Origin of the sequence: Afipia massiliensis (assembly GCF_014203115.1) — a bacterium.
Lineage (GTDB): Bacteria > Pseudomonadota > Alphaproteobacteria > Rhizobiales > Xanthobacteraceae > Afipia > Afipia massiliensis.
Genome location: NZ_JACHIJ010000006.1, coordinates 212,808 through 237,627, shown reverse-complemented (window position 1 = coordinate 237,627; position 24,820 = coordinate 212,808). Strand labels below are relative to the sequence as shown.

Here is a 24,820-nt window from a genome sequence, read left to right as displayed (position 1 = left end):
CACCTGCAATCTGGAACGTTTCTAAGGTCCATCATGCAGCGGAATGGCTGGAAGCGCAAATGGGTTACGGACGTACCAGCCCCGTCAGCCAGCGCCATCCGAACAGCAACAGTATGCAGCCACCGTAAACGACAATCCCCACCACGATCAAAATTCCGAGAGCGGTTTCATCGCGCAAGGAGGACATAGCGGCCAGTCCGGACTCCGCCCAGCGGGCGGTGAACCACAGTGCGGCAGCCAGCACCGCGCCCGCCGCCGTGAACTTCGCCAGCGACGTCAGAACGGCGCGATCGAACACGAAAAACTTTCGGCGAGTCGCGAACAGGACAACGAGCAGAAGATTGACCCACGCACCGACCGCGGTGGCCAGCGCCAGCCCGATCTGTGCCAGCGATCCGACCAATGCGATTTTCAGAGCGACATTGACCGCGACGCCCGTGAGTGCAGCCTTGACCGGCGTGGCGGTGTCCTTGCGGGCATAGAACGTCGCAACGGCGCTCCGAATCAGGACGAACGGAATAAGCCCGACAGCATAGGCAGCAAGCGTGGCGCCAGCCGCTGCAGCATCCGCCTTGGAGAATGCGCCACGCGCAAACATGGCGCGCATGATGACGTCAGGCACCGTGAGGAATGCGGCAACGAAAGGGATCGAGAACAACAAGGTGAAATCAAAGGCCCGCCGCTGCGACGCGAGCGCGCCTTCATGGTCGCCAGCCGTGATCCGCCGCGACATCTCCGGCAGCAGCACCGTGCCGATAGCAATGCCGATCACACCGATCGGCAACTGGTTGAGCCGGTCCGCGTAGTAGAGCGCCGAAAGCGCGCCGGCGGCCAGGAATGTTGCGATGATGGTATCCGCAAACAGCGCGACCTGTGTTCCCATCGAGCCTAGTGTCGCTGGACCCAGCGCGCGAAAGAAGCCGCGCACATCTTCGTCGAGCTTGAACGACGTGAATTTCGGAAGGATGCCGGTGCGGCCAGCATCGCCCGCGACCAGAAAGAACTCCAGAAACCCAGCCAGCAGCACGCCCCATGCTGCAGCATATCCCGCGTTCGGGAAAAATGCCGCAAGCGCCAGCGTCAGCATCATCGACAGGTTGAGGAATATCGGCGCGGCGGCCGGGCTCGCGAAGCGATGCATCGCATTGAGCATTCCGCCGTAGAGCGTCACCAGCGTAATGAGCAGCAGGTAGGGAAACGTGATGCGCGTCAGGGATATCGCCAACTCCGCACGCGCGGGATCGCTGGTAAATCCCGGCGCGAGCAGCGCAATGACCTGCGGCATGAACAGCCATGCGACCACCAGCAGCCCCGCCTGCACGCTCAGCAGCAGCGTGAAGATGCGATCCGCGAACAATCTCGCAGCCAGTGCATCGCGATTATGGAGATGCGTATAGGCCGGCACGAACGCCGCGGAGAATGCACCCTCCGCGAAAATCGCGCGAAAATGATTGGGGAGCCGCAGCGCGACGAAGAACGCGTCCGCAATCGGCCCCGCGCCAAGGATCGCCGCGAGCATGATGTCGCGCGCGAATCCGGTGACCCGCGAGAGAAGGGTATAGCCGCCGACGGTGAAAATGCGCCCGAGCATCCGCTAGTGTCCTGAATCCGAAGTTCGCACCATTTTGCAGCACGCTCCGTCGCGAACTTCGGATTCAGGACACTAGAAGCTATAATTCTAGTGTGGTTTTGGTTCGCAAGTCCGCAAATGGACGCGCCGCAGAAATGATGCGGACTTGCGAACCACCACACTAGTTCTACAGCATGAGACCGCGGCGCAAAACGCTCAAATCGCTATGAAAGAGCGTCGCGCACAGCCTTGATGACGCGATCCTGAGCCGCCTGGTCGAGATAGGCATGCATCGGCAGGCTGATGACGTCCTCCGACAGCTTCTCGCTGACCGGCAGCCCGCCTTCGACCGTCGGATAGTGCTTATAGGCCGTCTGCTGGTGCATGGACTTCGGATAGTAGATCGCGGTCGGAATGCCCTGAGCCTTGAGGGCCTCGGCGAAGGCATCACGGCCACCGCGGGGCAGCCGGATGGTGTACTGCGCCCAGACCGACGTATTGCCATCGGCCACGCGCGGCGCCGTCACGATGTTATGCAGCGCGTCGAAATAGCGGCTCGCGACCTTGTTGCGCGCCTCGATCTCGTCGTCGAAAATCTTCAGCTTCTCGATCAGGATCGCGGCCTGCATGGTGTCCAGCCGCGCCGTCAGGCCGAGACGAACGTTATCGTATTTCTCGGTGCCCTGCCCGTGGACGCGAATGCTGCGCAGCCGTTCCGCGAGCGCGGCATCGTCGGTGAAAATTGCGCCGCCGTCTCCGAAGCAGCCGAGCGGCTTGGCGGGAAAGAAACTGGTCGCCGTCGCAAGGCCGAAGGTGCCGAGCCGGCGGCCTTTGTACGTTGCACCAAACGACTGCGCAGCGTCGTCCAGAACAAACAGCCCCTCGCTTTTGGCGACCTCGGCAATCGCGTCGTGGTCCGCGCTCTGACCAAACAGATCGACCGGAACGATCGCCTTCGGCTTAAGGCCAAGTTTCCTTGCGGTGGCGATACCGGCCTTGAGCGATGCAATGTTGATGTTGAACGTCGTTTCATCGACATCGACGAACACCGGCGTCGCGCCGGCCAGCGCGACCACTTCGCCGGTGGCGCAGAATGTGAACGACGGGCAGATCACCGCGTCGCCGGGGCCGACACCCTGCGCCATCAACACCATCAACAGCGCGTCAGTGCCGCTGGCGCACGCAACGACGTGCTTGGCGCCGCAGTAGGCAGCGAGATCAGCCTCAAGCTGGGTGACCTCGGGACCATTGATGAACTGGCAGTGCGTCAGCACGCGCGCGACGGCGTCATCGATCTTGGTGCCGAGGCGCCGGCGCTGCGCGCCGATGTCGATGAAAGCCACGGGTTCTGATCGCAAATGCTGGTTCATGATGCGTGCCGGATCCATTTCGAAAGAATGAAGTCTGCCGTCAGCTTGCGACGGCGCGCGGTCCCTTGCGCAGCGGCGCAGCGATTGAACCCGTCGGAACATCGAGACACTTAATCGCGATTTCGAGGCTGGCGACGCCTTCGTCACCGGTCACGGCAGGCGCGTTGCCGGTCCGTACCGCGTCGAGGAAAGCGACCAGTTCCGCGCGCAGGGGTTCGTCGTGCCCTACCGACAGATGTCGCATCGAGTAGCTGCCGTCGCGCTGGAAGCCGAAACACTCGGTCACCTGCCGCGTCAGCAGGTCGCCCTGAACATACTTGCCGCGCGTCGCCACGGTGACGCTGCGCGCCTTGAACGGCGTCAGCCAATTGGTGTTGATATGCGCAAGCACGCCGGAAGCCGTCCGAAACTGAAGCAGCGCAATGTCCTCGCGCTCGGCAACGGCGCTCGCAAGCTGTGGCTGTACATCGACAATGTCGGATTCGGTGAACCAGCGGATCAGATCGATATCGTGAACGGCGAGATCGATCACCACGCCGACATTCGACATGCGCGGCGGGAACGGACCGACGCGGGTAATGGCGATCGAAAGGATTTCCTCATCCTTGATTGCCTGCTTGATCGCGGCGACCGCGGGATTGAAGCGCTCGACATGGCCAACCATCAGCGTCACGCCCGCGTTCCGCGCGGCGTTGACAATCTCGTTGCCCTCCTCGACCGAGGTCGCAATGGGCTTCTCGACGAGAACGTGAATCTTTCGTGCGATGCAGGCGAGCGCAACGTCGCGATGAAGGTGCGTCGGCGCGGCGATGGTCACCGCATCGGGGCCGGCATCGAGCATCTCTTCAAGAGTCTCGAAGGTCGGACAGCCGACAATCTCTACCGCACGCGTGCGATGCGCCGGAAGCGGATCGACAATGCCCACGAGTTCAACGCCCGGCAGGCCGGCCAGCACGCGGGCATGGTTGGTCCCCATGACTCCCGCACCCACGACGCCAACGCGCAGCGGACGATCGTTGCTCGCAGTACTTTTTGTCGACACGGTCGAACTCATCTTCTGAGATTCCTGAATTCTCTGAATTTCCCGGCGCGAGTCGCTCGCCGCGCCTGCATGCAACTTCCTAGCATGCCGTCACATATGTGGCGAACGGCGCTGCCCTATTCCCTTACACGTTTTGATTCAAAGAATTACAGATCTCGCTCCAAATAGCCTATTGAAAAAATTGAGGTTTAAGTTCTGGCGACCGGCCAGAGCCGAGGCACTTGAAACCGACCCACAATGGGTTCGTTGGGCCAACGCCCTCCTCGACGGGCACCCAGGATGGCTTCGTTCTGCCAAAATCTAGAGCCGGAACCGTCGAAGTTAAACAACCTCAATTGCTGTCGCTTTACGGGCCTCAAGATCGCGCTGGCTACGCTTCCATCGTGATCGGGCCTTCCGCTCATACGTCTCAAACTTGGCGAGTTCTCGCGCTCCCTGCTGAAAATCCTCAGCAGAAGTCGCCTTCAGAAGACCTTCGATAACTTCAGCTTTCTTAGTTTTCACGCGTTGGAGGTAGAGAAAGTTCTCGGCCGCGTGAATGGCGGCCTCTCCCACCCAGTAGTCGTTACTTCCGTCTGCCAAGCGGCGGGCCAGCGTGTCCAGTTTTCGGTGCTCATCTTCGGTCGCAGAAATCTTAGCCGCCAGGCCGTGCCGGTATGAGTTTCGACTTGAACGCATTTTGCCCTCCAGCGTCTGGGGACCAGAGCTCTGGAGGGCATTTCTTCGGTTAGCAGTAATTTTCCGGTCTGACGTCACGGATACACTACGGCGATTTCGTAGGGATCATCGCGACTGCTTCATCCGATGCCTTCCGAGCGCGCTGTCCAAATTCGCGGCGATGCTCTACTTCGCGCAGCAATGCCATGCGGCGCTGCTGCGCGAAGGCAATGGACTTCTTGACGCTCTCAAGCTCCTTGTGAATCTCGCTATAGCTCGCCGCCAGGATCGCCTGATCTTCGCCCTGGCTATGCTTATTCAAATCCTTCTCGATCTCTTTCTGCTTTGCACGATCGTTCGTCCAGTCCTTGAACTGCTCCTTCGCTTGCGCTCTGGCGATCCGCTCGGCCCCCTCGGGGACTTCGCGCAAATTCTTACGATAGAGAAGACGTTCGACTGCAGCACTGCGGCTCTCCGCAAGGAGGGCTTCTCGAATCTGACGCAGTCGGCATTCCTCCCACGTCAGGTCGATGAGATCGCGAACGAAAAGCCGTTCGATGAAGTCCTTTGGGCGGATGCTTTCCAGCATCCTTTTAACGATCAGACTGTAGTTCGCCGGATTGTCGCTCGGCGCAAATGTCGGCGACCCGAGCAGGTCATAGAATTCCTGGGGAACTTCGAATGTATCGGTTGGCTGTCGCGCGGATTTGGAGGGCTGTCCAGACATGGCTGAACTCCTTTCGTTTAGAATTACGAAATGGCCCGCCCATAGGCCGCAAATATCCTGTCTGATTCGCTTGTCTCAGGAACTCCATTCAAAATCAGTTCGCTGAAAAAACAGTGGATAATGTTTGAAACACGCGCAAATTTACAAGCGCTGGTAGTCATCCTCGATGCGGATGATGTCGTCCTCGCCCAGATAGCTGCCGGTCTGGACCTCGATCAGTTCCAGCGGAATCTTGCCGGGGTTTTCCATGCGATGAACCGCACCGATCGGAATGTAGATGGACTCGTTTTCGTGGACCATCTTCTGGATGTCGTTCACAGTGACCAGCGCGGTCCCCCGCACCACGATCCAGTGCTCGGACCGGTGATGGTGCTTCTGCAGCGACAGCCGGCCGCCCGCCTTTACGATAATTCGCTTCACCTGATGGCGCTCGCCGATATCGAGCGACTGATACGATCCCCACGGGCGGTGAACCTTGATGTGGTCTTCGGTGACCTGCGGAGCAACGGTTCGCAGCTTGCCGACCAGCCGCTTCAAACCGTTCGGATCGTTCTGGCGCGACACCAGAATGGCGTCCTGTGTCGCGACGACAACGAGATCATCGACACCTTCCAGCGCGACCAGCGCCTTGTCGGTGGAAACGTTGCAGTTGCGTGAATTCTCGAACACCGTGAGACCCTGCGAGGCGTTGCCGTGCGCGTCCTTGTCCGACAGCTCCCATACCGCATGCCAGGATCCGACGTCGGACCATCCACAGGCTACGGGTATCACCGCGGCTTGCATGGTTTTTTCCATCACAGCGTAATCGATGGAAATCGGAGTGGCCTTGCCGAAAGATTCCAGTGGAAGCGTCACAAAGCCGAGATCGCGGCCGGCGCTATCGACGGCTTCGACCAGCGTGCTCACACTGTCAGCATCGACGCTGCGATACTCATCCAGCAGCATTTGCGCGCGAAACATAAAATTCCCGCAGTTCCACAGGTAACCGTCGGCAACATATCCAGCGGCGGTTACGGGATCTGGCTTCTCGACGAACTTCGCAACCTTCCGCACATCGCCGGAGACAACGTCGCCGGGCCGGATGTAGCCGTATTCCGTCGCAGGTCGCTCCGGAAGAACACCGAACGTAACAATGCGGCTGGCGTTGGCGACGCTCAGCGCTTTCCGGCACGCCTCGACAAAAGCCGCCGGGTCACGCACGACGTGATCGGCCGCCAGCGCCAGTACGACGGCATCTGGATCACGGGTCAGCGCAAAGGCCGCACCGGTGGCGATTGCCGGACCGGAATCGCGCCGGGCCGGTTCGAGAAGAATGTCGGCCTCAAGACCGATCTCGTTCAACTGCTCCAGCACCATGAAGCGATAGGCTGCATTGGTGATGACGATCGGCCGTACAAACAGGCTCGCATCGCTGACGCGGAGCATCGTCTCCTGAAACGTCGAATGGGAGCCGAACAGCCGCAGAAACTGCTTTGGACGCCCCTCGCGTGAGGCAGGCCACAGACGGGTGCCTGCCCCGCCACACATGATCAATGGAATAATGCGCTCGCTCATGCGTCCTCAAAATTACTTCAGGAAAGCTGATGATACTCGCGATACCACGCTGCGAACCGCGCAATACCATCTTCAATCGTTGTTGACGGCCGGAATCCAACTTCGCGCATCAAGTCATCGACGTCCGCGTAGGTGGCCGGCACATCACCGGGCTGCATCGGCAGCATTTCCTTCGCTGCCTTGCGCCCAAATTCTTTCTCGAGAATCTCGACGACCTTGGACAATTCCTCGGGATGGTTGTTCCCGACATTGAAAACCCGCCAGGGAGCCGCGCTCGTTCCGGGGTCGGGAGCAGCGTCCGGTGCTCTGGCCTGCCCGACCGGCGCGTGATCGATCAGCCGCACGATCGCTTCCGTCACATCGTCAACGTAGGTGAAGTCGCGGCGCATATCGCCGTGATTGAACAGCTTGATCGGCTTACCTTCGAGGATCGCCTTGGCGAACAGGAACATCGCCATGTCCGGCCGGCCCCACGGCCCGTACACCGTAAAGAAGCGCAGGCCGGTCGACGGAATGCGATAGAGATGGCTATAGGCGTGCGCCATCAGCTCGTTGGCCTTCTTCGAGGCCGCATAGAGGCTGACCGGATGATCGACACTGTCATGCACGGAGAATGGCAACTTGGTATTCGCACCATAGACCGACGACGATGATGCATACAGCAAATGCTGGCATTCGTTATGGCGGCACCCTTCGAGGATGTTGATGAAACCCTCGAGATTTGCGTCCACGTAGGCATGCGGATTCTCGATCGAGTACCGCACGCCCGCCTGCGCCGCGAGATGAATGACCACCGGAAAGCGTTTCGCGCTGAATAATTCCGCCACGCTGCTCCGATCGACGAGATCGAGCTTGACGAAGCTGAACGACGGATCGTTCCTCAGCACGTCAAGGCGCGCTTCCTTCAACTTCGGGTCATAATAACTATTGATGTTGTCGAGCCCGACGACCTTATGACCCGCCTGGAGAAGTTTCTGCGAAAGGTGAAAGCCGATAAAGCCCGCCGCACCAGTAACCAGTATCGTCTTCTCAGACATGCGTTTCACCATCCGGCGATCAAAGGCGCCACAACTCAATGCCGTCAGGCAAGCTGTCGCGATCGAGCCTCATCTTTACGTCCAGAACAAGACCGCGCCCGCCGATCAGCAATTTCTGGATCAACGGCCAGCCTGCATCGATGTACGTCTTGTGAGCAACAGCCATGATGATCGCATCGGCAGGCTGCAGCGCATCGACATCGACCAGCTTCACGCCGTATTCGTGCGTGGCGTCCGCAGGGTCCGCCATCGGATCGCTGACCTGCACCGTGAGCCCGAAGGATTCCAGTTCGCGAATAATATCGATCACGCGTGAGTTGCGCGTATCGGGCACGTCTTCCTTGAATGTCAGGCCGAGAATGGTGACAACGCCGCCATTGCTCTTCCGGCGCAGCAACCCCCGAATACATTCACGCGCAACGCGCTGTCCCATGCCATCGTTGATACGGCGTCCGGCAAGAATGACTTCCGGATGGTAGCCGGCCCGCTCGGCACGATATGTCAGATAATAGGGATCAACCCCGATGCAGTGCCCGCCGACAAGACCCGGCTGGAACGGCATGAAATTCCATTTGGTCCGCGCCGCGGCAAGCACGTCGCCGGTGTCGATATTCAATGCCTGGAAAATCAGCGACAGTTCGTTCATGAACGCGATGTTCAAATCGCGCTGCGTGTTCTCGATCACCTTCGCTGCTTCAGCGACCTTGATCGACGGCGCGCGGTGAATGCCAGCGGTCACGACCGATCCGTAGACGTCGGCCACGATGTCCAGCGTCGGGGCATCCTGCGCCGAGACGACCTTGGTGATCGTCTCAAACCGATGCTGCTTATCGCCGGGATTGATACGCTCCGGGGAGTAACCGACCTTGAAATCCGATCCGGCCTTCAACCCGGACGCCTGCTCCAGAAGCGGCACGCAGTCGTCTTCTACCGCTCCAGGATAAACCGTCGATTCATAGACGACGATGTCACCTTTTTTGAGCACTGTTCCGACGGTGCGCGAGGCCGCGAACATGGCGCCGAGGTCAGGCTGGCGCGCTTCATCGATCGGCGTCGGAACGGTAACGATAAAGAAATCCGACAACGCCAGTTCCTTCGTCTCATGTGTGAACGAAAGCGACGTATGACGCAGATCGGCGGCTTCAACTTCATGTGTGCGGTCGTGAAACGCGCGCAGTTCGGCGATGCGCCGCTGATCGATGTCGAAACCGGTGACCGGAACCCCGGCGCGCGCAAATGCAGCAGCGACCGGCAGTCCGACATAACCAAGCCCGATGACCGCGATTTTACGCCCGTGTGTCACGAATTCCGTCCCCAACCCCGGCGGATCTGGCCTACGCCGGCCGCCCTCTTTAGCCGCCGTGCGGTAGCTGCCGCAATAGGCGGAGCTTACCTATTGCCAGAACTGCCCTAAACCCATACCAAGACCTTGAAAATGGGCCCTGATATTCAGGCCCTTCTCAGATTCAGCAACGTTAACCATCGCGGTCCGGAATGCGCGGATTTCTCCTTCTTGCCGCTCGAATACTGGTGTCGGCGGCGCTGCTCTATTTTGCATTCCGCGGCATCAACTTCGCGGCGATCCAATCCCGCCTGAGTCAGATCAGCGTCGGATGGTTTCTGCTCGCCGTGCTGGCGACGGTCTTCCAGATTTTCCTCGGTGCGCTCCGCTGGCGGGAGATCAGCGCACGATGCAGCGCCCCGCTCGGAACCGGGCAAGCACTTCGTTACAACATGATCGGCGCGTTCTTCAATCAGACCCTGCCGTCGACTATCGGCGGCGATGCGATGCGGCTCTGGCTGGTGCGGCAAACGGGTGCGGGCTGGCGCTCAGCCACATATTCCGTGCTCGTCGACCGCGCCATCGGCCTGATCGCACTCGCGCTCATCGTCGTCGTGAGCCTGCCCTGGAGCTACGACCTGATCGCCAACGCGCGGGGACGTCTCGCCTTGCTGCTGGTGGATATCGGTGCGATTTCAGCCGGGCTCGGCTTTCTCGTCCTGGGCATGCTGCCGTGGCCGTGGCTGAAAACATTCTGGCCGCTGCGGCACATCCATGCCTGCTCGGTCATCGCCAACCAGGTAATCTTCAACCGCAGCAGTGGACCGAAGGTCGCGATCCTGTCCCTGCTCATTCATGTGATGGCTGTGGTGATCGCCTGGTGCGCCGTGCGCTCCATCGCGGCTCCGGCAGCGTTCGAACAATTGTTCATGTTGATACCGCCGATCATGCTGATCACAATGCTACCGATCTCCATCGCGGGCTGGGGCGTGCGAGAAGCAACAATGATGGTCGCATTCGGTTATGCCGGCCTTGCACAGACCGACGGCACTGTGGTCTCGCTTCTGTTCGGTGCTTCGTCTTTCGTGGTAGGCGCCATCGGCGGCCTCGTCTGGGTTCTGAGCGCGGAGAAATCGTCCGAGATATCCCATGTCGCTCCCGAAGGTGAGTAGCCTTTCACTCCCGGCCAGTGCCGGGACGCCGCTGGCGCGTCCAGATTCATCGATCTTGCTGAAGATATTCTTCGCTGCTCTCGCCGTGCGCTGGATTTATGCGCTGGCGATGTACGCCCTGATGGGCGATGACGGACTGAAGGGCCTCGATTCGACGACGTACGCCGCTAACGCCGAAACATTCGCACGAGCGATCCGAGCTGGCGCTGTTCATGGAGCGCATTGGCTTGGTGACGCTCCTTATACCATGCCGCTCTATCAATGGCTGACGACGCTACCCTTTCTCATTTTTGGAGGCGGGGGCGCGATCTCCCATATTCTTCTGCAAGGCGCTCTCGATAGCGGGACGTGCATCCTCGTCTATGTATTGGCGCGATCCCTTGATGAGCGGATTGCAATCCCGTCTGCGATCGTTGCGGTCTTAAATCCCACGCAGATCGTTTTGAGCGGCCTCATCTACAACGATACGTCGTTTACGTTTTTTGTTACTCTCACTCTCTTTTTCGCGGCCCACTGGACCGCCAAGCCAAGTTGGAAAACGGGGTTGGGACTGGGCTGCGCCCTCGGCTGTGCCGCATTGATACGGGTATCAATTGCACCGTGGGGGTTTTTCGCAATCGGCTTACTCGCCAGCTACGATGCCTATCGGCGCACCGAAGTTTCCAACTACCTGAAATTGCTAATGGCTGCGGCTATTCTATCTCTGAGCCTGGGCATCATAGCCGCGAGGAATGTAGCTCAGTTCGGAACACCCACTCTGACGCCGCAAGGCGGTGACTATCTTGCTCTCTGGGTTTTTCCCCTGGCGAAAGAAACCCAGGATCGAACACCCTACACAACATCACTCGAAAAAATAATCGCTCGCACAACAGAGCGCTTTGGTCCGCCCTCGGAGAATCCATTCGAACAATCCGTGCGCTATCAGGAGATCGGACGCGAGGCGATCAGAAATGAGATCCAGTTCTCATCGCTGCTGAAATCCTGGGCCTCGGGAGTATTCATCAACCTCACGTCCCCTGCGCATCTCATCTCTCCACCCGTTTCGCAACTTCCTCGCGCCGGATTCTACGGAACGCCAGGCAATTCATTTGTCGAGAAAGTTTTTAACTATACTTTCCGCTCAGGCAACGCGATCTACACTTGGCTCCTTATCCTGGGGGCCATCGGGCTTCTTGCCGTTCGAACGATACAGATTGTTGGCGTCATTACCCTTGCGTCGCAAAGTCGCCATTGGCCAAGGATGATATTTGCAACGTCATGGATTGTTTTTCTGCTGCTCCTCAATGGTCCCATTGCTTCACCAAAATATCGGCTACCGCTCGAGCCACTTTTTAACATCATGACAGGCGCCGGGCTACTGGCTATTCGTGACCGCCGCTCAAGGCTCAACACTGGAAAAAATTAAGCAGCCCGCTCAAAGCTAAATACGTTCAGCCCCGCTTCTCGACCACGGTCAGAAGACGAAATCCGAAAAAACGACCTAATGTTTTCTCAGCATGCTTTTCGAAACGAAGCATCGCTAGGGCTATTGACTCATTCAACAGCGACCAAGACTTGAACCCGCCGCTGAAAGGATACGCCACAAAGGAAAACCATTTCGTTTCGATGATCGCAAGATCCGGAAATTTGGCGTGGAAGCGATCGCGATGGTTCGTCGCCAGCAAAGTTGGAATTGCCTGGTTCGAGTCATACGGATCGCGATCCTGATCCGGAAAACCTTCCAGCAGCGGATCCGCGCCCATTAGAACCGGCTCATGATGCAGCAGGCGATAAAACAAACTGCTGCCGAAGGTGATGCCCGGCTCGGCCATAATTATGCGCCCTCCGGGACGGAGCACACGCGAGGCCTCGCGAAACAACAAGACCGGAAACTCAATGTGATGAAGGACATCCAGCATCACGATGTTCGACAATGCGCCGTTTGAAAACGGAAGCTTTTGCGCGTCCGCGACAAGATCGAGCCACGGAGCGAACTGAATATCCGAGGAGATAAGGTTGGGGATCCGCTCCTTCAGATTGCCGATGCCGCCACCAATCTCAAGCGTCGCCCCGGGGACCGCGCGGAGTGCAATCCGATCGAAAATATCGTTATAAACGGCTCGCAAAACGGGCTTTTGCCCCCAGACCGAGCGATAGTTAATAAGCGCATCCGACATTCAACTGCCGCTTCCCGTTTCCTCGCCGAACGATCAATTCCACGTTCCAAGCGAATATACCAGCTCCTTTGCACGCCGCTCAGACCAATCCCAGTTTACACTCCATAGCCCTTTCGTTAGAACGCCTTCGACCTAAGCCTCCTGAAAGATAGCATGAAAACTTCTCGAAAGATCGCGTTGGCGCGGCTCGCCTACAGAACGATCAGATTCGTGCGCTCCGTCGGAGGCCAAACCGACAAATGCGTCGTCACACGCGGAGGCGTCACCTACGATCTTGACCTCGGCGAGGGTATCGATTTCGCAATCTATCTTGGCAACATTTTTGAACGCGAGACGCGGCGTGCGCTTTCCGAACTGGTTGCTCCTTCGGCCACCGTCCTGGACGTCGGTGCAAATGTCGGCGCTCATACGTTGCATCTGGCTCAATGCGTCGGCCCTCGGGGCCAAGTCCTGGCATTCGAGCCAACCGAGTTCGCCTTCCGGAAACTTAGTCGCAACCTCGAACTTAACCCTGCCCTCGCCGCGCGTATAACCGCTTATCATTGCTTCCTAGCGGCGCAGGATAACGTCGAAGTCCCCACGGCGATTTATTCGAGCTGGCCGCTTAGCTCAGCAGCGGCAGAAGGCGCAACCGACGAAGCGCTGCACCCGAAGCATCTTGGTCAAGCGATGAAGACGCTGACAGCGCAATCGAGAAGCCTCGACAGCGTTCTGGCCGAGCAGGGAAATCCCCGCGTTCAACTCGTCAAGCTCGACGTCGATGGATTTGAGTGTCAGATTCTACGCGGGGCAAAAACGTTGCTGCAGGAAAGCCGGCCAATTTTCGTGATGGAGTTCGCCCCTTATGTTCTCGATGAGCGGGGCGCATCGCTTGAGGAACTGGTTTCCCATTTTGGACCACTCGGATATCGCTTCTACCACGAAAGAACGAAGGCCCTGCTCCCTTCCTCACCAGAAGACCTGCGCCAACTTGTCGGCGACGGCGCGAGCATCAATGTGATCGCGCGCGCAGACAGGTAATGTCTGTCAGCGCTTGGGCGGGAGATCGCACCACGGCAATGGTAAGCGGGGCAAGTAATGCTGGTTCCATTCGCAGGTGTTTTCCGGTCCCGTTCGCTTCAAAACTAGTTTCGCAGGTTCCGCTTGGCTAATCCCAACATGCAGGACGATAAGCGCAACGCCGACCGGATATGTCCATTTGCGGAATCTCAAGTCACCCATTCCTTCCAGCAGCACCATGCCGGCCAGGATGATCAAAGGGTCAGTCAGAATAAAGTACTCAGCCTTCAGTCCACGACGGATACCGAGCGAGTCGATTCCAATTGCCGACAACATTAGCAATCCAGCCTGCAGCGCAGTTTGCCGCTGTCCTCGCCGCCACGCATAGACAATCCCAGGCAGAATCAACCAGGTCAGAAAAACCGTCGGGCGCGGCGACGTGAATAAAATGAACGTGTAACGCCGCAAGACACTTATCACTCCCGATATCAGCAGGCCGATGGCTGCGAATGGACCGTTTCCACCGGCTGCCGATATCGCCTGAGGATCGGCAAAAACCAACATCTCCTCGAGCGGATTCAAAATGATGAAGACATTGCTGGCATCAAAATCGATGTACAGAGCCAGAAGAGCGAGCGAAGCGCCGGCTATTACAGCAAGCATGGCTGCAAGCGTCTCGGAAAATTGAACCCGCCATAGCCTTGCAAAGGCAAGCATGCAGAGACCTGTCCAAACAAGCAGAGCAATCTGATAGGTGCCGAACCTCCCCAGAAACAGCGGACGTAGCATACTCACTTCCGTATTAGCCGGATTGAAGCCAAGCGCCACCAGAGGCCATGCGGCGTTTGCCAGTGCAGCCGCAAGGAATGCCGCTCCAAGGACGGCAAACCATGCGTGTGGGGAACGGCTCCAGAATGGCGCGCTCACTCCTGATGCAGAACCGAATGGGAGGATCAGGAACGGCAGCGCTGCAACCAACAGAACCGCATGAATCTTGTTCTCGAGAGCCAGTACGCAAAGCATCGCGGCGAGACCCACCGCGACGGGACGCCAATTCGTTCCGCGCCTTGCAACAATGATCAGGACCATCAGGGCGAATGCGAAAAAACATCCAGAAATCATTTCGCTACGCAGCGCGCGCATATGGACGGCAATGCCACCCGAGAATGCGAACGCAAAAGTTCCCAGCAACGCGACGCGCCAATCCTTCACAAGCAACCGCGCGAGGCCAGCGAAAACAAGGACAAAGGTTGTAGCGGTCAGCCATGCAACGATGCGCGCTGCCCGAACCACTGACGTCATCGCTGCATCGAAAGCCAACCCATTGGATGCAGGTGGGATCGCAGAGAGCGAAGATGTATCGAGCAAACCGATGAAGTGCAGAAACTGAAACCATCGGCTTACAGACAGAATGGTGAGATAGGCGGGATGAGGAAAGAATACGTATCGACCATCGTTCAGCGAGAGTGCGCTGTACGCGATCATGAAATCCATATCGGCATTGCGCCAGTACACGACGAAATAGCCCGCCAGAAAGAATGAGGCGGCGAGCAGCATAACGATGACAACTATTCCGCCATTCCAGCCAAACGGCGTCAATCTTGCAAAGGCATCGGTCTGCGTGGTTTGGCCGGCCGGTGGCGGAGGTTTCGATGTTGTGACGGATACCGTCATGATTTTTTTCTAACCGGAACTCATTTTCCGAAGGGAAGTTACGAAACTAGGACCAGTACTGCGCGGCAACGCCGCGGGCGAGATTCTCGCGACCATAAATTTCTAGATCGCCTTGATTTTGAAGAACGCGAAAACAACCATGCGCAGCAGCATTACGCCGTGGCGGAAGCGGGAGATTTGCGTTTCGCCATAAGCCCGCGCCGCATAACGAATCGGCATATCGATGGACTTGAGATTCAATTTTGACGAACCGAAAATAAGATCGAAATCACCAAACGGATCGAAGTCACCGAAATATGCCTTGCCGTCGCGCAACCGATAATAGTCGGATCGCCGCATTACCTTGGTTCCGCAAAGCGTATCTGTATAACGCTGATTGAGCAGCCAAGAGAACAGATACGAAAATGTCTTGTTTGCAATCAGGTTCAGGAAGCGCATCGCATCTTCCTCAAGCGGATATACGAGCCGCGATCCGTTGATGAACTCGCCCTTTCCGGTCGCGATAGCTTCCCAGAACTTCGGCAATTGTTCAGGTGGCATGGTGAGATCCGCATCAAGGATCATCAGGACATCACCGCGCGCGACATCATAAGCCGTGAAAACCGCATCCGCCTTGCCCTTGCCGGGCTGACGCATGAGCTTGATATCCTTGTCCGGATAAGCCGACTTGACGCGCTCCATCTCCTCGAAAGTGCCGTCTTTACTGTGGCCTTCGATGAAAATGATTTCGATATCGTCACAGAACTGCGGCAGGCGCTGAACAGCAGGTTCGATATTTCCGCGTTCGTTACGCGCCGGAATGACAATCGTTGCAGACTTGAGATTTTCCTTTGCCACCTGCCACGATCGGCAAACCGAATAATGACGCAGAGCGAAAAACCGGAATCCAGGCAAAATGCTGACAAATCTGTTGATCAGACGCCCTATGCCAAAAAACGACACTGGCATCAAAACACGTTGCTCGCCCTTCACTTGATCAAAGTTTGCGAGATTTTGCAGACCCTGGATATCTGCTGCCGAAAGTACGTTCTGCTCGGGAGCAGGCATGCGCTGCCCAATCCATTCCGCGAACCTGAGAATAGGCTGCCAGAAATGCGAAAAGTGCCCGATGATGATACGCGTCTCTCTCGTACAGAGAGGGTGGAGCTGCTCAAGAAATTTCTGGCAATCGTCGAGCGACCCGATCGTATCCAGCACGAGGATGTAGTCGAACGGACCTTCGACTGAAGCAATCGTCTCAGAATTTTCGGCGTCACCAACCACGAACGTAAGTTCGGGATGCCGCGAGCGCGCGATATCGATCAGCGACGGACTGAAGTCGATGCCAACACCATGAGCGGGCTTGAGCGCTGAAAGCGTGTCTCCGACGCCGCATCCGATTTCAAGAACGCGAGCGTTCTCAGGGATCAGAAATCGCAGATAGGCTTCGTCCTCGCGATGAAAGAACGCTGCCTTGCTCCGCCATTCGGGCCGGGAAGCGGCATACTTCTCGGAGTGAGCAAGGATTTGCTCTTTGCGATGAGTCATCAAGGGCAAGGGAGCTGACATGGCATAATATCGTTTCTGCGGGTAGTATTTTCCGGCGGGCCCTTCTGGCACGCAAATGTCCCGCGACCAAGAGTGAAAAAGGCCTCGCGGCGGCTTAATTCGCTTGGGAGGGCGCTAATTCACCGCCATCGATGATCGCCTGGACAGAACGTCCTGACGGCGCTCCGATGCCACGATAAAGACGCTCATAGCGGGAGACGCAAGCCTCTCGAGAAAACAGCTCCAGGGTACGCTCACGAGCAGCAAGTCCAAACTCCCGGCGTCGCTGAGGATGGGTCGCAAGATCGAGGATCGCCGCAGCCAAAGTCTCAGGATCTTGCGGGGGCACCAGCAAGCCGGAGTGGCCATCGGCAATCGCATCCAGATTACCGCCAACTGCGGTGGCAATCATCGGCAACCCCTGTCCTGCCACTTCGATGAGGGCATTCGAGAAACCTTCCTGATAGGAAACGAGCAGACCGACATCCGCTGCAGGCAAGATATCCTGAACATCACGGCGTTCGCCGAGCCACAGAATCCGATCCGCGATACCAAGACGTTCAGCCTGTGAGAACAACTGCGGCCCTTCGCCTTCGTCACGGCCAATGACCACCAATCGCCACGGCTGCGGGAGCTGCAATGCAATCGTTCCAAGCGCGTCTAAAAGATCAGCGTGCCCCTTGTAATGAAACAGGTTGGCCACAATCACCATAACAAACGCGTCGGGAGGAACGCCCAAAGCCGCACGCTGTGCCGCACGGGTTTCATCGCGCGCTAGTGGGGCAACTGTCACGCCGTTGTGGATAAGGCCGATCTTGCGACGATCTCCCGCTTCGGCAACGAGTTCGTCAACAACGGCGTGGGAATTTCCCAACAACACAGCCATACGGCGATGGAGCATTCGCTCCACCCGGCCGAGCCAGGGATGATTCCGGTGGTAATGCGCCAGCGAACGACGGCTCATGATGCTGGTCCGATGGCCTGTGGCGATCGCAACCATCGCACCAACCAGATAAGGCTCTGGCAAAAAGAAGTGCAGAATGTCCGGACGCATCTCGCGGACGCGGCGATACAGTGCAGTTGTCGCCGTAAATAGATGCATCACCCGGCCTGATCGACGCGGCGGTCCCGAGATCATCACCCCGGCTTTTGTCAGCTCTGCTTCGAGTTCCCCGCCCCGCTCCAAAACAAACAGTTCCACAGCGAAGCCTCGCGCCTTGAGCAACGGCAAGAGCTGCGCCAGATGGCGCTCCGCGCCCCCCAAGACCATCTTCTTGGTGACAAAGAGAATGCGCTGCAAGGGGTAGCTGTTGTCCATCACTTGCTCTAGACGCTTGCCCAACGTCGGCGCCATGCCTCGAACATCAGAATGGTCCAAAGCGCGTAAGCCCAGTTCCTGCGGCCCGTCAGATGGTCCGCCCACAACCGCCGCGCGGCGGTTACATCGATAAAGCCAGCTCCAAGCCGTTGCGGGTCAAGCAGATCCTCCGCCCACTCCCTCAACGGACCGCGGAGCCATTCAGCAAGTGGAATGCCGAAACCCATCTTGGGGCGATCTAACAGATGCCTGGGCACCATCTGCTCGGTCACCCGTCGCAAAAGCCATTTCGTTTCACCGTCACGTATCTTGAAATGCCGCGGCAAGCGCCAGGCGAATTCGACGACGCGATGATCCAGCAACGGCGGGCGCGCTTCGAGCGCGACGGCCATCGACGCCCGGTCGACCTTTTGAAGAATGTCATCGGGCAAATAGGTCATAGTGTCGAGCAATTGCATCCGGTCGAGAAATGTCGGCAAAGCCCCGGTGGACCAAGACGTCAGCGGATGCTCATCCGCGAGCGGCGCGAGTTCCGCAGGATTCTCGCACTGGCTGACCAGCCTGCGGTAAATACCCTCCGGATCTAGCGTCATCACGCTGGCGAATTTGCGTAGCTTGTCGGCGGTTTGTGACGGCAGCATTCCACGCGGCGCAAGTGATGCAACACCGTCGACCCATCCCATGGGAACAGCATTCAGCACGCCCGCAGTTGCTCGTCGCACACCAAGCGGAACGCGCGCCAAGTTTTGCGACATGCCCTCAGCTAGGCGGTAGCGATTGTACCCGCCGAACAGTTCGTCGCCGCCGTCGCCCGAGAGGGCGACGGTGACATGCCGCCGCGTCAGTTTCGACACCAGATGGGTCGGGATTTGCGATGAGTCGGCGAATGGCTCGTCGTACATCTGCGCTAGCTGTGGAACCACGCCAAGCGCATCGGATGCAGTCACCACCAATTCGGTGTGCTCTGTACCGAGATGGCGCGCAACAGCGGCGGCATCTTTCGACTCGTCGAATCCAAACTCGGGAAAACCGATTGAAAAGGTGCGGACCGCTCCGCGCTTTGCAGCAACCATCAAGCCCGCCACTGCGGACGAATCGATGCCGCCAGACAGGAACGCACCAAGCGGAACGTCGGCCAGCATCTGGCGCGATACCGCGTCAGCCAGCAATGTGGAAAGCTGAGCAATGGCTTCCTCGTCGGAAATTTCGAGGAGGGACGTGACGCCACGCCGCGCCGTATCTGCTGCAGACCAGTAGCGGCGGCTGGAGTAAATCCCTCCGATTGATAACGTCGCGTGTTCGCCCGGCATCAGCTTTTCGACGCCGCGATAGATTGAATGGGGTGCCGGAACGTAACCAAACCGAAGAAAACTTGCGACCGATGCCGGCTCTATCTCGAAAGAAAACGCTTGGGCAGCATGAAAACTCTTCAGCTCGGACGCAAAGAAGATCTGATCCCCCCGCCGAGCGACGAACAGCGGCTTAATGCCAAGCCTGTCGCGGATAAGGTGGAGCGAATGCTCCTTGCGATCCCACAACGCGATGGCGAACATGCCATTCAGATCGTCCAGCGTAGCGTTCAGCCCGCGACGTGCGACGGACTCGACAATCGTTTCCGTATCGGAATGACCACGCCATGCGACTGCTCTCATGGCGGGATCGCGGCGAATGTCATCGCTGTTATAGATTTCGCCGTTGTAACAAATCACCCAGCGGCCGTCGGCCGACACCATGGGCTGCGCGCCGGCTTCAGACAAATCCACGATGGACAGGCGCCGGTGCGACAACGCCAGACCGAAAGCATCATCCGTCCATATGCCGCTGGCGTCGGGACCGCGATGTGCAATGGCATCGCCCATCGCGCGTGCGCGACGCGACAGTGCAGCCGCATCGCCCACAAGACCAGAATCAATGAAACCAGCTATTCCGCACATGGAAAATATTGATTCTTGCTGGAAATCTTGGCGAAAAATCTCAACGAAGGCCCACCGCAGCCAGAATACTCTTCGCAATCCGGTGCATAAGAAGTTTGGGGCGCCCGATCAGAGCGTTTCGCAATGCCTTGGTTTGATATGCGAAATAAATCAGGCGAGGATGAACTGTCGGCAGCGCCGCGGTTCCTTCCCGAGACGCAACATAAACACTACCGGATATTCTGCGGTTCAGAACATTTTTGTAACCGGCGAGCGCCAGCGCATATTCGAGAGAACCTCCGGTTGGCCAGAAGCTGTGGGCATACCCTGGCGAACTGGCGTCTTCATTCGCAAGAAAATTCGAGATCACCACGCACAACACGCCGGCGGGCTTCAACGACTGACGCAGACGCCTTAAGAGGACATCCGGATTCGTGATGAAGTAGATCGCGTGAGAGACAAGGATCACATCGAACATTCCATCGATGGCTGCCGTCTCGATCGGCCCGATGGAGGATCGAATGCCGATTTCTTCGTGAAATCGCTTCAACGCCGGGTCTACATCAATACCCTGCGCGTCCCAGCCGCGATCTGCGAAGTATTTTACGGTCTCTCCCAGGCCGCAAGCGATATCCAAAAAGCGGCTGGGCTCGCTACCATGCAGCGGAGTAACGACACGGAACGTTCGCGCGGCGTTTCTGCGCGCTTCTGCGCGACGGATGCTCCAGACGTCATCCGTCAGAGTATCTGCGTGAAGTCCGTCCTGCCTGTCCCGATTCCAAAAGAACGCCAAGAGTTCAGGTGACGGCTGAAAGCTCGGATAGCCGTTTCCGCAGCGCTTACAAAGCGACCAGCCATATCCACGGGTATCGCCCCGCGCGGCCCGCCACTCCTTCGTGGCAGGGTCGGCCACCCACTGCATGGGCCACGTCTCCGACGAGCGGCAAATCAGGCACTCCGTCAAAACGCCCTCCTCGCTTGCGCGATCTCGATCGTCTTCTGACAAAGGCCCTCAAACAACGGGACCACATTCGCGATGGCGTACCGGCTGGCATGCCCTTCGGGGGAAGCAAACGCCACGCCTTGTTCGCGCCGAAGTCGCGAGGCCAGAATCTCGTCGCGCAGAAGCCGCGCAATGTCTTTGACTGCCGCGCGCGGCGAGATAGAGCGCCCTCCGCATTCATCGATAATACGCGCCGCAGCGCCGGGCGGAACGATACCGAGAAGCCGCCGGCGAGCGCCAATATAATCGGCAAGCTTGCTCGGAAAAAAGACACTGAGGTCTGCGGGCGCATCGATGGTCAACAGAATATCCGAGGTCTTCATCAGCCGCAGAGACTCAGCATAGGAAACATTGCCACGCGCGACCAGCAAGCCGGGAGGAAGCGACTTCAATTCGGGCGACAGTTTCATGCGGGAGGGAAGACCGCCAACCAGTTCGACCCGTACATCTTTCAAAATATGCGGCTCGCTGCGTTGCAGCTCGGCGAGCGCGTAAATCAATGGCTTCGGACTGCGATGACCGTAGAAGTTCCCGATATAACGGAGCGTGATCGGCCCTGAAGACTCCCTTTCCGCTTCATCGCCATACAACGCTGGATCATAAGCATGCGGCAGAACGAATGCCTTCTCGCGCAAGGCTGCTTCATACTTTCCGAAAACGAGATCCACGGTTTCCGCAGAAGTGAAGGCGACAGCATCAGCGTGCTCGAGCACACGGCACTCCAAGGCACGGTTCACCGGCTTCGACAGAAATTGCAGCTTGCGAAATGGATTGTCAGACCATGGGTCGCTGAAATGCGCCAGCCATGGGATATCGAAAGCCCGCTTCAGACGAAGACCTAAAAGATGATCGCTCATCGGCTCACCGAACGTCACAAGCAAATCCGGCCTTCCCGCGTCCGCAACCAACGCTTCGATCTTTCTATAGGCCGCATCGATCCACCCGCGATAATTGTCGGGAACGGCGCCGTAGAACGGCGCAGCCCTCGTCGCAATTGTTTGCCACAATCCCCGACTCTCATCGAACGGCACGACATAATGTTCGACGCGCGCGGCGAAGCCGGTAGAGTCTACAGCATCGCCGCCAGACACCGCGCAAACCTGCATCTTGCTATGCGAAAGCAACCTGCCGATCTGGGTAGCCTGTGGGTATGCCATAGGCGGCAAACAGTAGGAGATCGCAAGAAGCTTCATCGGACCGCTTCAAGCGCAGTCAGGATTCGCTGCGACGCGCGGCCATCGCCGAACAATTCCGATGGACGACACGCTGCGGTCTGATTGAGCGCCGTGTTCACGGCATCCATAATCGAACGCCGATCCGTTCCGACGATCCAGACATCCGGCTGGCCTACAAGCTCGACGCGCTCGGTCGCTTCGCGAAGGATGACGATCCGCTTTCCCAAAGACACAGACTCTTCTTGGATGCCACCGGAATCGCTGACGACAAGCCGCGCATTCTTCAGAAGGTATGTGAACGGAAAGTAGTCCAAGGGCGTTGTAAGATAGATATTCGCGCAAGAGGCCGCCCTGACGATCCGATCGACCGGGCCCACCACTTCCGGATTGGGATGAACCGGGAAAATAAATTTCAGTTTCGCGTGCGATCTGGCGAGATCGACAATCGCATGACAGATCGATTCGATCCCAGCCCCGAAATTCTCACGGCGATGCGCGGTAACGACGACAAGGTCGTCGGCCGCCGGCGATGACCGAAAGAAATCCAGCCCGTGACCTACCAGGCCATCGACGATCTTCCTGCGCATCGCCTCGTTATCATCGAGGATTTTCGAGGCCTGAAACAGCGCATCTATACCTGTATTGCCTGTGATCGCGATCTGGTCGGAGCGAATACCTTCGGCCAGCAAATTCTCGCGGCTTCGCTCCGTCGGCGCGAAATGCAGCGTCGCAAGAGCGGTATTGAGGCGACGGTTGATTTCCTCCGGCCATGGGGAATAGCGGTCCCCGGTACGCAGGCCAGCTTCCACATGGCCAACGGGGATCTTCTGGTAGAATGCCGCCAACGCCGCCGTCAAGCTCGTCGTCGTATCCCCCTGAACCAAAACCCAGTCAGGCTTTCGATCGATCAGGGGCTGCTCAATAGCCTTCAGAATATTCGTCGTGATCTGTGTCAGGGATTGACCAGGACGCATGACGTCCAGATCGATGTCCGCTCGAATACCGAAAGCATCGAGCATGTCTCTCGCCAAGGACTTGTGCTGCCCGGTGTTGCAAACGGTAACATCGACATTTTCCGATGCCCGGCAATGGAGGATCAGCGGCGCCAGCTTGATGGCCTCGGGTCGCGTACCAAGAGCGAAAAAGAGCTTCAATGCGTCCCCCGCAACAAGCGCCCTGCAGCGAGCGCCCCATCTGCCATCTCCGCGCTCCCTTCCTCGAAACGCTCCAGCCTCTCCACATGCCGAAGGATCGAATGCAGGAGCCGCTTGATATTTTCAGGTCTGTTCCCGTGGTAACCGGGCTCGTCCGCGGGCCTGAACACGCATTCATAACGCACGCTATAAATCTCGGCCAATGCCTTGACGATCGCATCGTCAGCAGCCGGGTTGTCGATCGCGTGCTGAATCCGTTTTGGCATTTCGTCGATCGAACAAACACCGCCTAGATATTCTGCGATGAAGCATCCGCCCAACGCCAATGATGGACGTCCGAGCAGAAAAGCTTCAAAGACGGCTGTGCCGGTGACGGAAATTGTAAGCTGAGCGCGCTTTATAAGCTCCAGCGACGGCACACCGAAGTGGGCAATGCGAACGCCGGCCCTTCGTCTCAACTCCGCATAAAATGATGGCGGACGGATTCCGACAGAAGCCCAGTGCTCCTTTACGACAAGAGTACAATCGCTCGCCATCGCAAAACGGATGGCATCGATCGCACGCATCTGATCGATAAAATATGGCGCGGGCGTATTGATTGAGGACTCAGGAGATGTCTGCAACGGATAATAGATGAACTTCTCCGGAAGTTCAGCCAACGTTCCGATATCATACACGCGGCCGTTGCGATAGCCGCGAAACTTCCGAATGGCCTCGCGAGATCTCGGGAAGGCATATTTTATGCTCGTTGCAAGCAGCGCAGGCTCAAACAACCCCGGATTGTCCAGTGTACGCTTCAGGAAGCCGAGGAGCCGTTGAGGTGCACTCTTCTGATAGTGCGGCAGCGGCCCCTCGCCCGGCACAGCAAATCCCGAGGGCCGAAAGGCAGGCACACCGCTTTGCCGGAATTCGTCTAGAAACCTAAGAGCCTGCGCAATCGTCTCCGGGCCGGCCTTGCGATACACCGGGAGCGTCTCAAGAACATCGCTTGTAAAGGAAATCCCGCCCAAATTTCTGAGATCTGACGGAACCATGACCGGAATGCCAAGCTCCTTGGCAATCGCAACGAGAGCTTTTCCGTCGAATGTCTCGACATGCGACATCACAATATGCGTGGGCTTGATGCGCAGGACGAAAGACTTGTAGATCTGATAAACTTCCAGAGCCCGAGCGACCTGCTGATCCGCAGGGCGATGCTTGAAAATTTTCTTCTCAACTTCGATGTCAGCATAAATGCTGTCGGGATAATCCTTGAGAGCCGAAAAATCCGTGACTTTGGAAACTTTGCGGCGTTGAGCGTGCTCCAAACAAAGCAGGTTGCCAGCCGAAAGCACCTCGCTGAGAGGTTCGATATGATGAGACGTCGGGAGAATCATCGACCATTCGACGTCCGGCGCATCTGTCTTGGCGAGATCAATGATATGCCGATAGATTATGGCGTACGTCCCGTAGCCGTGCACCAGGAACCGAATTGGCTTCTTCATATCCTG

Annotated in this window: 20 protein-coding genes; 3 read left to right on the top strand and 17 right to left on the bottom strand. The window is 57.8% G+C overall.

Annotation, left to right across the window (positions count from 1 at the left end):
* Window positions 1-64: 64 nt before the first annotated feature.
* The 8 genes from murJ to HNQ36_RS20665 all read right to left on the bottom strand — a co-directional run bounded on the left by murJ (window position 65) and on the right by HNQ36_RS20665 (window position 9,260).
* Entirely contained in the window at window positions 65-1,591 is a 1,527-nt protein-coding gene (gene murJ, locus HNQ36_RS20700) for a murein biosynthesis integral membrane protein MurJ (protein WP_184088236.1), read from the bottom strand.
* A gap of 203 nt (window positions 1,592-1,794) precedes the next feature.
* Window positions 1,795-2,940 carry a DegT/DnrJ/EryC1/StrS family aminotransferase gene (locus HNQ36_RS20695; RefSeq protein ID WP_184088234.1) on the bottom strand — a complete coding sequence of 382 codons (1,146 nt, stop codon included), beginning with the start codon at window positions 2,938-2,940 and terminating at the stop codon, window positions 1,795-1,797.
* Window positions 2,941-2,980: 40 nt separating this feature from the next.
* Complete coding sequence (locus HNQ36_RS20690) at window positions 2,981-3,994, bottom strand: Gfo/Idh/MocA family protein (RefSeq protein WP_046827103.1); 1,014 nt, start codon at window positions 3,992-3,994, stop codon at window positions 2,981-2,983.
* A gap of 309 nt (window positions 3,995-4,303) precedes the next feature.
* Entirely contained in the window at window positions 4,304-4,660 is a 357-nt protein-coding gene (locus tag HNQ36_RS20685) for a hypothetical protein (RefSeq protein ID WP_184088232.1), read from the bottom strand.
* Between the two features lie 85 nt (window positions 4,661-4,745).
* A complete protein-coding gene (locus HNQ36_RS20680; protein WP_184088230.1) occupies window positions 4,746-5,228 on the bottom strand; it encodes a hypothetical protein in 483 nt (160 codons plus the stop codon).
* A gap of 279 nt (window positions 5,229-5,507) precedes the next feature.
* Entirely contained in the window at window positions 5,508-6,920 is a 1,413-nt protein-coding gene (locus HNQ36_RS20675) for a mannose-1-phosphate guanylyltransferase/mannose-6-phosphate isomerase (RefSeq protein ID WP_184088227.1), read from the bottom strand.
* A gap of 17 nt (window positions 6,921-6,937) precedes the next feature.
* The gene (locus HNQ36_RS20670; RefSeq protein WP_184088225.1) at window positions 6,938-7,957 is read right to left on the bottom strand and encodes an NAD-dependent epimerase; all 1,020 of its coding nucleotides are present in this window, start codon (window positions 7,955-7,957) and stop codon (window positions 6,938-6,940) included.
* A gap of 19 nt (window positions 7,958-7,976) precedes the next feature.
* Complete coding sequence (locus HNQ36_RS20665; protein WP_184088223.1) at window positions 7,977-9,260, bottom strand: nucleotide sugar dehydrogenase; 1,284 nt, start codon at window positions 9,258-9,260, stop codon at window positions 7,977-7,979.
* A gap of 191 nt (window positions 9,261-9,451) precedes the next feature.
* Between HNQ36_RS20665 and HNQ36_RS20660 the strand changes: the two genes are divergently transcribed.
* Both HNQ36_RS20660 and HNQ36_RS20655 read left to right on the top strand, forming a co-directional pair.
* A complete protein-coding gene (locus HNQ36_RS20660) occupies window positions 9,452-10,411 on the top strand; it encodes a lysylphosphatidylglycerol synthase transmembrane domain-containing protein (RefSeq protein WP_184088215.1) in 960 nt (319 codons plus the stop codon).
* A complete protein-coding gene (locus tag HNQ36_RS20655; RefSeq protein ID WP_184088213.1) occupies window positions 10,389-11,816 on the top strand; it encodes an ArnT family glycosyltransferase in 1,428 nt (475 codons plus the stop codon). The genes HNQ36_RS20660 and HNQ36_RS20655 overlap by 23 nt, the downstream gene beginning before the upstream one ends.
* 25 nt (window positions 11,817-11,841) lie before the next feature.
* Here the strand turns inward: HNQ36_RS20655 and HNQ36_RS20650 are convergent, their stop codons facing one another.
* A complete protein-coding gene (locus HNQ36_RS20650; protein WP_184088211.1) occupies window positions 11,842-12,567 on the bottom strand; it encodes a class I SAM-dependent methyltransferase in 726 nt (241 codons plus the stop codon).
* A gap of 177 nt (window positions 12,568-12,744) precedes the next feature.
* Here HNQ36_RS20650 and HNQ36_RS20645 point away from each other — a divergent pair, with 177 nt between their 5' ends.
* Window positions 12,745-13,587 (top strand): FkbM family methyltransferase, encoded by an 843-nt coding sequence (locus HNQ36_RS20645; protein WP_246395470.1) that lies wholly within the window; start codon window positions 12,745-12,747, stop codon window positions 13,585-13,587.
* Between the two features lie 6 nt (window positions 13,588-13,593).
* Here the strand turns inward: HNQ36_RS20645 and HNQ36_RS20640 are convergent, their stop codons facing one another.
* The 8 genes from HNQ36_RS20640 to HNQ36_RS20605 all read right to left on the bottom strand — a co-directional run bounded on the left by HNQ36_RS20640 (window position 13,594) and on the right by HNQ36_RS20605 (window position 24,814).
* Window positions 13,594-15,240 (bottom strand): hypothetical protein, encoded by a 1,647-nt coding sequence (locus HNQ36_RS20640; protein WP_184088207.1) that lies wholly within the window; start codon window positions 15,238-15,240, stop codon window positions 13,594-13,596.
* Window positions 15,241-15,342: 102 nt separating this feature from the next.
* The gene (locus tag HNQ36_RS20635) at window positions 15,343-16,788 is read right to left on the bottom strand and encodes a glycosyltransferase (RefSeq protein ID WP_184088205.1); all 1,446 of its coding nucleotides are present in this window, start codon (window positions 16,786-16,788) and stop codon (window positions 15,343-15,345) included.
* 94 nt (window positions 16,789-16,882) lie between these two features.
* Window positions 16,883-18,085 (bottom strand): glycosyltransferase, encoded by a 1,203-nt coding sequence (locus HNQ36_RS20630; protein WP_184088203.1) that lies wholly within the window; start codon window positions 18,083-18,085, stop codon window positions 16,883-16,885.
* Window positions 18,086-18,093: 8 nt separating this feature from the next.
* On the bottom strand, window positions 18,094-20,019 hold the full coding sequence (gene asnB / locus HNQ36_RS20625; RefSeq protein WP_184088201.1) for an asparagine synthase (glutamine-hydrolyzing): 1,926 nt from the start codon (window positions 20,017-20,019) through the stop codon (window positions 18,094-18,096).
* Window positions 20,020-20,059: 40 nt separating this feature from the next.
* Window positions 20,060-20,920, bottom strand: coding sequence for a class I SAM-dependent methyltransferase (locus HNQ36_RS20620; RefSeq protein WP_184088183.1), 861 nt, complete (start codon window positions 20,918-20,920; stop codon window positions 20,060-20,062).
* A 38-nt stretch (window positions 20,921-20,958) separates the two neighbouring features.
* Window positions 20,959-22,194 (bottom strand): glycosyltransferase, encoded by a 1,236-nt coding sequence (locus HNQ36_RS20615; RefSeq protein ID WP_184088181.1) that lies wholly within the window; start codon window positions 22,192-22,194, stop codon window positions 20,959-20,961.
* A complete protein-coding gene (wecB, locus tag HNQ36_RS20610; RefSeq protein WP_184088179.1) occupies window positions 22,191-23,330 on the bottom strand; it encodes a non-hydrolyzing UDP-N-acetylglucosamine 2-epimerase in 1,140 nt (379 codons plus the stop codon). Before wecB ends, HNQ36_RS20615 begins: the two co-directional genes overlap by 4 nt.
* Window positions 23,327-24,814 carry a hypothetical protein gene (locus HNQ36_RS20605; RefSeq protein WP_184088177.1) on the bottom strand — a complete coding sequence of 496 codons (1,488 nt, stop codon included), beginning with the start codon at window positions 24,812-24,814 and terminating at the stop codon, window positions 23,327-23,329. Before HNQ36_RS20605 ends, wecB begins: the two co-directional genes overlap by 4 nt.
* Between the last annotated feature and the right edge of the window lie 6 nt (window positions 24,815-24,820).